Origin of the sequence: Corynebacterium sp. HMSC064E07, assembly GCF_001815745.1 — a bacterium.
Classification (GTDB): Bacteria; Actinomycetota; Actinomycetes; order Mycobacteriales; family Mycobacteriaceae; genus Corynebacterium; species Corynebacterium jeikeium_D.
This window is the reverse complement of the sequence record NZ_KV821809.1, coordinates 103,403-116,204: the sequence shown is the minus strand read 5'-3', so window position 1 is coordinate 116,204 and position 12,802 is coordinate 103,403. Positions and strand designations below refer to the sequence as shown.

General features: G+C 59.2%; 7 protein-coding genes. 4 read left to right on the top strand and 3 right to left on the bottom strand.

Going from position 1 to position 12,802, the window contains the following annotated elements:
- Positions 1-72 precede the first annotated feature (72 nt).
- Positions 73-237: a hypothetical protein gene (locus HMPREF3053_RS11065; RefSeq protein WP_016422979.1), complete on the bottom strand. Its 165-nt coding sequence runs from the start codon at positions 235-237 to the stop codon at positions 73-75.
- A gap of 243 nt (positions 238-480) precedes the next feature.
- Here HMPREF3053_RS11065 and dnaE point away from each other — a divergent pair, with 243 nt between their 5' ends.
- From dnaE to HMPREF3053_RS03360, 3 genes are all read left to right on the top strand, one after another.
- Complete coding sequence (gene dnaE, locus HMPREF3053_RS03370; RefSeq protein WP_070767274.1) at positions 481-4,038, top strand: DNA polymerase III subunit alpha; 3,558 nt, start codon at positions 481-483, stop codon at positions 4,036-4,038.
- A 56-nt stretch (positions 4,039-4,094) separates the two neighbouring features.
- Entirely contained in the window at positions 4,095-5,390 is a 1,296-nt protein-coding gene (gene ilvA / locus HMPREF3053_RS03365; RefSeq protein ID WP_070767273.1) for a threonine ammonia-lyase IlvA, read from the top strand.
- A gap of 106 nt (positions 5,391-5,496) precedes the next feature.
- Positions 5,497-9,177: a hypothetical protein gene (locus HMPREF3053_RS03360; RefSeq protein ID WP_070767272.1), complete on the top strand. Its 3,681-nt coding sequence runs from the start codon at positions 5,497-5,499 to the stop codon at positions 9,175-9,177.
- Here the strand turns inward: HMPREF3053_RS03360 and treZ are convergent.
- Positions 9,174-11,090, bottom strand: coding sequence for a malto-oligosyltrehalose trehalohydrolase (treZ, locus tag HMPREF3053_RS03355; RefSeq protein ID WP_070767271.1), 1,917 nt, complete (start codon positions 11,088-11,090; stop codon positions 9,174-9,176). The genes HMPREF3053_RS03360 and treZ overlap by 4 nt on opposite strands.
- Before the next feature lie 129 nt (positions 11,091-11,219).
- On the opposite strand from treZ, the gene HMPREF3053_RS03350 reads away from it, so the two are divergent.
- A complete protein-coding gene (locus HMPREF3053_RS03350; RefSeq protein WP_210386843.1) occupies positions 11,220-11,921 on the top strand; it encodes a YigZ family protein in 702 nt (233 codons plus the stop codon).
- Positions 11,922-11,927: 6 nt separating this feature from the next.
- On the opposite strand, the gene HMPREF3053_RS03345 is transcribed toward HMPREF3053_RS03350, so the two are convergent.
- Positions 11,928-12,674, bottom strand: a complete 747-nt coding sequence (locus tag HMPREF3053_RS03345) for a helix-turn-helix domain-containing protein (protein ID WP_070566030.1) — start codon at positions 12,672-12,674, stop codon at positions 11,928-11,930.
- Between the last annotated feature and the right edge of the window lie 128 nt (positions 12,675-12,802).

Here is a 12,802-nt window from a genome sequence, read left to right as displayed (position 1 = left end):
ACGTAATCATTGAAAACCTGTACTGTCTTTGATTTTGAAAAGAAAGTCAGAATTTTCCAGGTCTGCGCCCTTTTAGACCAGCCAGCTGTAGCGGGCGGCATCCATGTTGGAGGTGATGACATCGCCATCGATGAGGTAGCCGGCAGCGACAGGGCGGCGGTCGATGGTTGCAAGAACCTCGTCAAGCTCGGGCTTGGGGAAGTAGGTGAAGTGGCCATCGGAAAGTGGTGCGAACACTGTATTGCTCCTTTGGTTCTTTGCTCGAGGGCGGTGCGTTTCTTTGTGGCCGCGAGGAAATATGAGGACTTCCTCACGAACTGTGATGTCGAGTATTGTCAACTGGTTTTGAAAAGTAAAGGAAAAGTAAGAGTGATGTTGCACACGTCTTTAGCTATAACTGTGCAGGCATAAGGGGCTGCTTCATTTTGGGTGTTCGAAGGAATCTTGTTCAGTCCGGGGGATTGTCTACAATCTGGACTCATGGCTAACTCCTCCTTCGTGCACCTCCACAATCACACCGAGTACTCCATGCTCGACGGTATGGCGAAGATTGATTTGCTCGCCGACGAGGTTGCGCGACAGGGAATGCCTGCGGTCGGTGTCACCGACCACGGCAATATGTTTGGCTCGAATGCGTTCTATCGGCAGATGAAGTCCAAGGGCATCAAGCCAATCATCGGCATTGAGGCATATATGGCGCCGGAGAGCCGTTTTAATAAAAAGCGCATTCAGTGGGGTGAACCGCATCAGCGTCGAGACGACGTCTCGGGTCGCGGTTCCTACTTGCACCAGACCATGTTGGCTGCGAATGCGCAGGGTCTGCGGAACCTGTTCTACCTGTCGTCGATGGCATCGTATGAGGGACAAATTAGTAAGTACCCGCGTATGGATGCCGAGTTGGTGGCAGAACGCGCCGAGGGCATTATCGCGACCACTGGTTGCCCGTCGGGTGATGTGCAGACGCGTCTGCGACTGGGGCAGTTCGACGAGGCTCTGCAGGCCGCCGGGATGTGGCAGGACATCTACGGCAAGGAAAACTACTTCCTTGAGCTGATGGATCACGGGCTGGATATTGAGACCCGTGTGCGCAGTGAGCTACTGGAGATTGGGCGGAAGCTGAACTTGCCGCCGCTGGTCACTAACGACTGTCACTATGTCACCCGTGACCAGGCCAAGGCGCACGAGGCCATGCTCTGTGTGCAGACGGGTAAGACCCTCAATGATCCGGACCGTTTCAAGTTCGACGGTGACGGCTACTTCATTAAGTCCGCTGAGGAAATGCGCGCGACCTGGGACCATCTGGTGCCGGGGGCCTGCGATAATACGCTGCTGATTGCGGAGCGCGTCGAGGACTACGACGAACTGTGGGAGGAGCACCCGCACGACCGAATGCCGAAGGCCGACGTGCCGGAGGGTGAGACCCCGACGACGTGGTTGCACCACAACGTGATGGAGGGCCTGCGCAAGCGCTTTGAGGGCCGCGAGGTGCCGGAGGAGTACATCCGCCGCGCGGAGTATGAGATTGAGGTTATTGACGGTAAGGGATACCCGTCGTACTTCCTCATCGTGGCGGAGCTGATTCGCCATGCCCGTGAAGTGGGCATCAAGGTCGGCCCGGGCCGTGGTTCTGCCGCCGGTTCCCTGGTCGCGTACGCGACGTGGATTACCAATATTGACCCAATCGAGCACGGCCTGCTCTTCGAGCGATTCCTCAACCCGGAACGTCCGTCCGCACCGGATATCGATATCGACTTCGACGACCGCCGTCGCGATGAAATGATTCGCTATGCGGCCGACCGCTGGGGCGAGGACAAGGTCGCGCAGGTGGTCACCTTCGGCACGGTGAAGACGAAGCAGGCCCTGAAGGACTCGGCGCGTGTGCAGTTCGGACAGCCGGGTTACCAGATCGCAGACCGCATTACTAAGGCGCTGCCACCTGCGATTATGGCCAAGGATATTCCATTGAGTGGCATCGTCGACCCGGAGCACCCACGCTACGGCGAGGCTGCCGAGGTCCGACAGCTCATTGAAACCGACCCCGATGTGGCTCGCATTTACGAGACGGCTCGTGGTCTCGAGGGCGTCGTCAGGCAGACTGGTGTGCACGCCTGTGCTGTGGTGATGGCGTCGGTGCCACTCTTGGACCACATTCCGATGTGGAAGCGACAGGCGGACGGTGCGATTATCACCGGCTGGGACTACCCGGCATGTGAGGCCATCGGCCTGTTGAAGATGGACTTCCTGGGGCTGCGAAACCTGACGGTTATCGGTGACTGTATTGAGCACATCAAGTCCAACCGAGACGAAACGATTCTGCTCGACGATCTTCAGACCGATGATCCGAAGGTCTATGAGCTGCTGTCGCGCGGTGACACCCTCGGCGTGTTCCAGCTCGATGGTGGCGGCATGCGCGAGCTGCTCAAGCGCATGCAGCCGACGGGCTTCGATGACATTGTGGCATCGCTGGCGCTGTACCGCCCGGGCCCAATGGGCGTGAATGCGCACTTTGACTACGCGGATATTAAGAATGGTCGCAAGCCCTACAACGCCATCCACCCGGAGCTGGATGAACAGTTGAAGGAAATCCTGGAAGAAACACACGGCCTGATCGTGTACCAGGAGCAGATTATGAAGATCTCGCAGAAGCTGGCCAACTACACCGCGGGTCAAGCAGATGGTTTCCGTAAGGCCATGGGTAAGAAGAAGCCAGAGGTGCTGGCCAAGGAGTTTGTGAACTTCGAGGGCGGCATGCTGGAAAATGGCTTCTCAAAGGATGCCGTCCAGAAGCTGTGGGACATTATTCTGCCGTTCGCCTCGTACGCGTTTAACAAGTCTCACGCGGCGGGCTACGGTCTGGTGTCGTACTGGACCGCGTACTTGAAGGCCAACTACACCGCTGAGTACATGGCTGCGCTGTTGACCTCAGTGGCGGATGACAAGAACAAGCTGGCCATCTATCTGTCGGACTGTCGTCACCTGGGCATCAAGGTGCTGCCGCCGGATGTCAATGAGTCGGGTATGAACTTCGAACCGGTGGGTGAGGATATTCGCTTCGGCCTCGGCGCCATCCGCAACGTTGGCCATGATGTGGTCGCGTCGATTGTGAAAACGCGTGAGGAAAAGGGCAAGTTCACCTCATTCTCGGATTACCTGGACAAGATTGACACACTGCCGTGCAACAAGCGCATCACCGAATCGCTGATTAAGGCCGGTGCTTTTGACTCGCTCGGGCACCAGCGAAAGGGGCTTGCTCTCATTCATGAGGAGGCCATCGATTCAGTGCTGCCGACTAAGAAGGCGGCGGATAAGGGGCAGTTCGACCTTTTCGCCGGCTTTGGTGGGGAAGAGGACACTGACGCCGAGAGTATCTTCGAGATTCGGGTGCCCGATGAAAAGTGGGATCGCAAGCACGAGCTGACCCTGGAACGAGAAATGTTGGGTCTCTACGTCTCCGGTCATCCACTCGACGGATTTGAAGAATCGCTGGCCGCGCAGACCGATACCGCTTTGACCACGGTCGTCGGTGGGGAAGTGGCCAACAACACCGAGATTACTATCGGCGGCATTGTCTCCAGTGTCGATCGTCGTGTGAATAAGAACGGTCAGTCCTGGGCGATTATCGGCATTGAGGACCACAACGGTGCGCGCGTGGAAGTCATGGCTTTCGCGAGAACGTATGCATTGATTTTCACCAGTATCGCCGAAGATGCCATCGTGCTTGTTCGTGCTCGCGTTCAGTATCGCGATGACCGCATGAGTGTGGTCTGCGATGACTTGAAGCTGCCAGATCTCGGCCGCAATGGTTCTACCTCGGCGCCGCTCAGGCTGACCATGCGCACTGATCAGTGCACCCCGGAGATGATTGCCAAGCTGAAGTCAGTACTGCTGGACAACCCAGGCGACTCCGACGTTTACCTCAAGCTTGTCGACGGCGATTCCCACACCACTTTGGTTCTCGGTGAGCACTTGCGAGTCGACCGAGATGCCAGCTTGATTGGCGACTTGAAGGCAACAATCGGTGCCAGCATTTTGGGGTAGCGTATCGCGACCCTGATTGTCGCAACAGGTTGTGTGACCGAGTAGAGTCTTAGCTCATGAGTGAGAATTCCGTGCCTGCTGCCCAGCCCGAACGCCGACTTGTCCATGCGGCCGATATTCAGATTGCGCAGGCACGAATTTCTTCGGTCATTGCCGCCACTCCGCTGCAGTTCAGCCCACGTCTTTCCGAAATCACTGGTGCCAAGGTGTTCCTCAAGCGGGAAGACCTCCAGGACGTCCGCTCGTACAAAATCCGCGGTGCCTACAACGCGATGGTTCAGGTCACCGACGAAGAGCGAGCAGCAGGCGTCGTTGCGGCATCTGCAGGAAACCACGCTCAAGGCGTGGCATATGCCTGTCGTCAGCTGGGTATTAAGGGGCGCATCTATGTGCCCAATGCCACGCCGAAGCAGAAGCGCGACCGTATCGCTTACCACGGCCGCGATGCCGTTGAGATTGTCGTTGTCGGGGACTCCTTCGATGAGGCCGCCGCTGCGGCGCGTGCTGACGCACAGCGCACTGGTGCCACCATGGTGGAGCCATTCGACTCCTTCAACACCATCGTCGGACAAGGCACTGTCGCAGCTGAAATTATTGCGCAGCTCTCCGGTCAGGGGTTGACCTTGGATACCATCTGCGTACCGGTCGGTGGCGGTGGTCTGCTCAGCGGTGTCACCTCTTACCTGTCGGATATGTCGCCTAACACCCAGGTCATGGGGGTGGAACCTGCGGGTGCGGCCTGCATGCGCGCAGCCCTGGAGAACAACGGCCCGATTACGCTGGGGCACACCGATCCGTTCGTCGATGGCGCCGCGGTGGCCCGTTTCGGTGACCTGCCATGGCACATCCTGGAGGCCAACCGCAACCGCGTTCATCCGATGATTGCGCCGGAGGGCGCGGTCTGTGAGGCGCAGCTGGATCTCTATCAGAACGAAGGGATCATCGCTGAGCCGGCCGGTGCGCTGTCTGTGGCAGCTCTGGAGCAGATGCAGTTTGAACCGGACGAGGTTGTTGTCTGCATCATCTCGGGCGGTAATAACGACGTGCTGCGCTATGCCGAGATCATGGAGCGCTCGCTGGTCTACCGCGGCCTCAAGCACTACTTCCTGGTCAACTTCCCGCAGAAGCCCGGCCAGCTCCGCATGTTCCTCAGCGATGTTCTCGGCCCGGATGACGACATCTCGCAGTTCGAGTACCTCAAACGCAACAACCGCGAAACTGGCGCGGCTCTTGTCGGTATTGAGCTACGTCGTGCCTCTGACCTCGAGGAATTGCTGGCACGCATGGATGCCTCGCCGCTGAAGTGCCGCCGACTGGTACCCGGCACACCAGAGTATGACTTTTTGACCTAGACTTGCTGGGTCCAGCTGGGAAACCTCCGAGGAAGTCCTCCCAGCTCCGTTAATTAAATGAATCTTTTCGAGCAAGCTTTGTAGCGAAGGGGAGCGTCCACCCACTATGACTGGGGCAAGCAGTGTCGACCAGGGTGTCCGAGTGGAAAATACCGTGATTGTCGAAATGTGGCTGGCTGCCGCAGAGCAGGACCTGGCCACCCGGATTCCGGGTCTGCTGGAATCCGCCACACAGGCCAAAGTTGAGCCACTGTTTGTCTGGTCAGGGCTGGCGATGGACGAGGTTGAGCGTATCGACCGCTTCCTGGGAACGCTCCTGGCCCATCATCTGGCGGGCGGTACTGCTGCTGATATTGAAGCTGCGAAAAGTGTCGTTGACAATCACCCGCTGGTCACCCTTGCCTCGCTGGTAGGACGCGCCGCGCGTGTTGCGTCGGCAAGCGAAATGTGGCTGGACTGGCCAGCCGCTCTGCAGCTGGATCCAGACGCTGACACTACCGGCGCGCTCATCAAGCACCTCGCCGCCGCAGTGCCGACAATGCTGGCCAAAGCTGGTTTGCCTAACGACGTCGACAGCAACCAAGCCGACGCGGATCCGCTGCAGCGGGCAGCGCAGGTGCTTTTGCTGCACGCGGGAGTGCAGCTGTCAGTGATGCCACTGATTATCGAGCGCTGCGAGGACCTTGCCGGGGTAGCGGAGCTATCCGACCCTTCATCAAATGACTTGGTACAGGCGCTCTCGAAGGTTCACCCGCTGCTCGAGGAGCTGCTGACCGAAATCGCAGAGGCGGAAGATGGTGTCTACCCGCTGGCGCTGCGTCAGTTGGCCAGGACGGCACCTCGTCAGGCACACAAGTTGTTTAAAGCAACCCTCGGCTACGCCATTGCCACCGCTGCCGATCCGGCCAACTGGGAGGCCCGGGAAGAACTCGGCCAGCTCGATGCGGGGCTGCCGCCCATGCTGGTGGCCGCTGCGCGTGAAGAGCTGCGTATGCGTCCGGCGGGTACTGCGAATCGTCGTGAAGCCGTGGGCGTGGTGGCAACGACCGGCCGCCCGCAGCTGTACTTCGATGAGCTGACGCAGACCGTTGGCGTACAGCTACCGACGCCGCTGGATCCGGCGGGACGGACCTGGCGTGTCACCTTCGGCGGCACGGTAGCAACGACGCCGGTGGTGGGCCTGCAGGATTCGCTGCCGCGTCCAGTGGTGACCATCGATGAGCCGGTGCGCGATGTGCTGGTGGAAATCGGCGATGAGAAGCACTGGCGAGTCCCCGCGATTAGCACTGAGGACCCAATTCTCATTTTCGGTGCCGACGGTCAGTCAGTCACAGACAAGGTCTCGCTACACTCGACGTCCGCTACGGTGGTCTACCCGGTTGATGCCACACTCGTTGACCCCGTTACGGGTGCTGAGGTGCCATTGCTATCGGACCCGCGCCCATTTAACTGGGAGTTGTGGCAAGTCGCTGAGATCGATCTTCGCGATGTTCATGCAGTTCAGGTTCGTCGGTCTGGGGCGGCTGGCGAGGTTCGCTCGGCATCACCGCAGCGTCAACCGCGAATGACCATGCCCCACGCGCGTCTCGACGGCACGGTGTCTGCCTACGGCACCCCGGTTTACGCCGGTGGTCCGGTCGCTGTGTTCCCGCCGACGCTGTCCGGTAAGGACGAGTCCTGGCGCGCCATCGTCACCGATTTTGGTGGCTATGGTGCGTTTACCACGGATTCCGTCATGGTCTATGACCTCGAGGTGCCCGCCGCGGGTGGCGAGGTTGAGATCCTTACCGATGATGATTACCCGTGGGTCGGCGAGTTCGTGGTTCGCCTGGTCAATCCGCGTGGCCGCAGCTTCCAGAAGCACTTCGCCATTGCGGAGCAGGCAGACCTCACGATCACTTACAGCGGTGGTGGTGACGGATTCCGCATCCCAACCATCGACGGTCTGAGCCCCGCCGACATCCGCGTTGTCTCCGGCGACAAGCCGCTTGACGCCGAGCCCGCTATCGTGCGCCTCGGGGCGGACGAAGTCACAGGTACCGTCGAGCTTTCCACCGACGAGGGCGCATGGCTGCAGTTGCAGGTCACGCCAGGCACGCTGCAGTTTGAGGTTCCGCTTGCCGACGAATCCGTCGCCCGCCGCACCACTACATTGGTCACCCGCCCGAAGCGTGTCGATGCCTTCGGCAAGATTGTCGTCAATGCCCCGGGCGAGTTGCGCCATGCGCATGTTGCAGTTTCCAGCGGTGAGCGCGACATCTGTCGTGTCCCCATCAAGCGTTTCGGCGATACTGGCTACGCGGAGTTCGGCAAGTTTGCAGACCGTATCTCCCTGCTGAAGGCTCTGCGCATCAGTTTGGACTGGACACGTGTGACGGGACGGAAGCGCCTGTCTGTACCACTGGTGGAGGCTTCCTCCCGCGATGCCATCCGCCAGATTGCCTTCAACGATGAAGCCACTGACATCATCGAGGTTGATGTCGCTGACGACGTTTCGCACTTGCCGATGACCCTGTGGCTCTGGGCCGCCGGTCAGCCGTGGCGCGAACCCGTCGCCCTCGAAGTCGTGGAGGGCGAATGCGAGCTTCCCGACGAGCTCCGCGGCCTCGGCCCATTTGTCGCGCAGGTGACTCTCGGTGTGGAAAAGGAACGCCACCCGCAGTGGCCGGCGGCCGGGTCGACCATTCTGAATCATGTCGATGATGCAGAGGCTATCGACCTCGATGGCGAGGACACCGATCCCGTTGCTCGCGCGCAGGAACTGTGGGGCGAGCTAAATCAGGATCAGCTCGCACGTTTGTGGACACTACTGGCGACCTTGCGGGCTGGTCGTGCAACCGACATGGCGCAGGCGAATCCGCTGCTGGCCGCACCTAGGTTGGGTGCGATCTTGTGTGCCGAACCACGCGCCGGTCTGGCAGCGTTGAACCGTTCAGTCATCGCGCTCGACGATCAGCCGGGTATGTTTATCGCCTCCGGACTCGTGCTGGGAGACTTCAGCGCTACTAAGCCAGTGCCGGGGCGTCGCCGTGTGCCGTGGCTCGGTGCATTGGCAGCATTGGCGGATCTCACTGATGAGAGCGTGGACCGTTCTCGTCAGCTGGATTACCTGCGCACAACTGGTGGCCAGGGACTGCTGGACATTGCTGCCAGCGGCCAGGACACCACCCTGGAGTCCGCTACTATCGACCAGAGCTCGGTGCAGATTACCTCGCTGCCGGAAGCACAGGCCAGCGCTATTCTGTCGCAGGTCTTTGATCCTTACCGCATGGTCCCGGGTCCGCTGACCGACGATGACGCTCGCTTCACCGCAATCTACGAAGTGGTACGCAATCGTGCTGAGATTGTGGAATCCGGTGTCATGACCCAGCTTGCCGCCGCCTCTCGGGTGTTGTTTAAGACGGTATCGAAGGCGTCTCCACGACTGCGCAAGGCGGTCAATGTGCGCTTCCACAAGCTCGACGGCATCGATGCGGATGATCCTTCGCTGCACTGGACTCTGGTGCCGGGAACGTCACTGCTTATTGCAGTGGCTGCCCGCGTATTGGCTCGTACTCAGGCTGAGAACTCTGATGCCAGTGTCGCCGCTGTCCGTGAGCTGATTCCGATGTGGGCTCAGCTGGCGGACCTGGTTCCGACGTTGGTGATGAGCGATATTCTCATCGCAGACGCGTTGGTGGCTCACGTCCTCCACGGTGATGTCACCGAGTTGCCGTGGCCAGCACCCGAGTCGGGTGCGGCGGATGAGGAAGAGTCCGACACCGAGGCTGAAAATCCGGCTGACTAGCTGAGCGAGACGACAGCGTAGCCCCACGCTGGAAGCGAGATTTCGGGACCAGCAGCTTCGTCATTGACGATGCTGGCTGCTGCGTCCTCAAAAGTGTGTAGCAGGTGGGCGGAACCGAACTCGGAATCCAGGCTGACGCTGGTTTCGGCGTCGGAGAAATTCGCAACCAAAGCGACAGTTTCAAAGGCATCCGAGTTTCGGGCACCCATTTCGCGCTCATCCTGGCTGCGCACAACGACGAGGCAACGATTGTCCTCGTCATACTCAGTCACTACAGATGCCGACCACGGAGTGCGAAGCGACGGGTGTGACTTCCGCAGCGCGAAGAGATCGCGGTAGGCCGCCAGAATAGTGGCGTGCGAGCCCTCCGAGACCTCCTGCCAATTGAGCTTCGAGCGGTTAAAGGTCTCTGGATCGGATGGGTCGGATACCTCCTTCGGATCCCACCCGGCACGGGCAAACTCACGTAGGCGTCCCTCGCGCGTGAGCCGCTGCAGCTCCGGATCTTCATGGGAACAGAAGAAAGCAAACGGGGTAGAGGCGCCCCATTCCTCACCTTGGAAAAGCATCGGGGTGAAAGGACTGCAGGCGATAACTGCTGCCTTTAAAACCTGCTGCGCCGGAGTGAGGTTCATCGACGGACGGTCACCGACAGCGCGGTTTCCCGTTTGATCATGTGTGGTCGTGTACGTTACGAAAGCATGCATGGGCTGTACAGACAGGTCGAAGAGACGACCATGAGTGCGACCACGGAACGTCGACATTGTGCCCGTATGCCAGAAGCCAGTTTCCAAAGCACTAGCTAGCGCTTCCACCGACCCAAAGTCTGAGTAGTAGGCGTGGTCCTCGCCAGATACTAGCGTGTGCAGTGCATGGTGGACGTCATCATCCCACTGAGCGTTGAGGCCAAAGCCACCAGCGGCGCGCGGACGGACCAAACGCGGATCATTCTGGTCGGACTCTGCAATCAAAGAACGCGGAATACCAGTCTCGGCTGCGACAGTGTCTGCGACAACCTGCATCTGCTCCAGAATGTGGAATGCGCCCTCGTCATGCAGGGCATGGACTGCGTCCAGACGAAGACCGTCGACGTGGTAATCCACCAGCCATTGGCGCACTGCATCCAAAATATACGCACGCACCTCATCAGAGTTGTCGCCAGTGAGGTTGACAACCTCACCCCAACCCGTCGAACCACCAGCGGTGTAGGGACCGAAAAACCCCACATAGTTGCCGTCTGGGCCAAAGTGGTTAAAGACCACATCCAAGATGACAGCCAAACCCTTTCGGTGGCACGTATCAACTAGCTTCTGTAGACCCCGCGGGCCACCGTAGCCCTCGTGCACGCTGTGCCAGGACACACCGTCATAGCCCCAATTGCGGTCACCGCCGAAAGGCTGCACTGGCATCAGCTCAATGTGTGTTACCCCCAGCTCAATCAGGTGGTCTAGATGTTCCACCAAACCTTCGAAATCACCAGAATCGCTGAAGGTGCCCACATGCAGCTCATAAATCAGACCTCCTGGCAGAATCCGGCCCGACCAGGCCGAGTCCTTCCACTTATAGGCACCCAGGTCAACGACCTCGGAGAAACCATGCGGACCATCCGGCTGCGACTGGGAACGCGGATCTGGCAGCGGTATTGTCCAGTCACCGACAGCGGGGGAGGAGTGGTCCCCCGATTCGTCGTCAGGCGCGCCGAATCCCGCATGTGCCCGCAGCGAAAATGCGTAGCGATCCCCCGGTGTACGAGCCACATCAGCTTCAAACCAACCAGAGTTGGCGCCGTAGCCATCGGTGGCGTCAGCGATTGGATGCATATCAAAAATCGCTGGCGCGTCAGGATTGCCCAACAGCAGACGGACTTCGGAAGCGTACGGGGCCCAGACTCGGTAGTTGCTCATGGGCACCATGGTAGGTCAGTCAGCGGATTGGCACAGGGGAACCGTTTTCGAACACCGCGTATTTGAGGTGAGTCCAAGGTGAAGTCGAGATAGTAGCGAGCGACGGTGATTGGGTGTGCACGAAGCCCATACGCAACAATGGACACTATGACCACCGAGCCATCCACTTCGACCGAAGCGACGCAGAACCAGCGCGACATCGAGCTGATTGTTCCCGCCGGCGGTGACATCGTCACGAATGAAATCGAGATTAAGAGATCTCGCTTCATCACGTGGATCGCGCGTGCTGACGACGAAGACAGCGCCCGAGAGGTCATCAATTTGGCCAAGGCGGAGTACCCGGATGCTCGCCACCACTGCAGCGCATACATTCATGAGGTCGTCGGAGGGAATCGGGTGGAGCGATCCTCAGATGACGGTGAACCTGGTGGCACGGCAGGGCGCCCAATGCTCGATGTGCTCCAGGGCTCTGGAATGACGAATGTCACCGCCGTAGTGATCCGCTATTTTGGCGGCATCAAATTAGGCACGGGTGGGCTTGTGAGGGCCTATTCAGATTCGGTCTCAGAGTGTCTAGAAAAAGTCACGCGCATGCGACGCGTGCAAAGAGCCTTGAGAATAGTCAGTGTCTCCGCCGCAGATGCCGGTCGCATCGAAGCGGAATTGCGTGCTCGTGGTTATGAGATCGTGGAAACGAGGTGGGGCCAGAACGTGGAGTTTTCGATCGCGGTGACTGCCGATGGGGTTGCCCAGCTTGACGGCGAACTGCAGGCGCTGACTAAGGGGGCTAGCGAGCCGTCTACGGACGGTGGCGAAATCTGGTGGGAGCTGCGCGCCTAACAGCCACTAACCCTGGCTCGGGGATTCCTCGCCGTTGTGTGCACCGCGATGGCGCTTGAGAATTTCCACCAGTTCGTCCTTATTTTCCGCAATCTTTTCTGGCCGACCGAAAACGCAGACCGCCGCGACAGTAGCACCGTCTTCCTCCACTGCGATAGAGACACCGTCAACGCCACCGCCTTCGGCAATACCCGGGGCAGCACAGACGCCGGTCTCAGCGATTTCCCCGGCCTGGCGGAGGAAATCATCCACATAGACCTGGTCTTCCGGCCGCGCGGAGTTCAGGTAGGACCACAGTTCGCGCTTTTCAAACCGACTCATCAAAACCCAACCTGCAGAGGTGCGCAACAGCGAGCGCGGCAGGAAGTTCTCCGTCAGGTACTGGTAGCGCATGGATTCACCGACGGTTTTGAGGTAGAAAAGCTTGCCACCAACCGGCAGTGCCAGCACGGTAATCAAGCCAGTTTCGTTGTGAATCGCCTCGAGCTCAGCCGTCGGAACGTTGACCATGCGACGACCGGCCATGACATTGAGCAGAAACGGCGCCATGCCGAGCGTGTAACGCTTGTTGGACTCGTCAAGGTAACCTGTCACAGTCAGACCGTTGACAAGGCCCTGCGTGGTACTGAGCGGATAGTTCAGCGTGTGGGCGATGTCAGTGAGGGTTAGACCTTCGTTAGAGCGCGCAACGAGTTCGAGGATCGCCGCAACGCGGTCGACCATGCGGTGGCGGGGGCGGACAGTTTCTGTCATAGGACTAACACTAGCAATCAACCTACGCCATTGTGTTAATTACCTACCCAAATAGGAATATCTAGCAGGTTTGCTATAGCTGTAGAAATTTTTCCCGAATTGTACGCCCTATCGACCTATGCGATGCG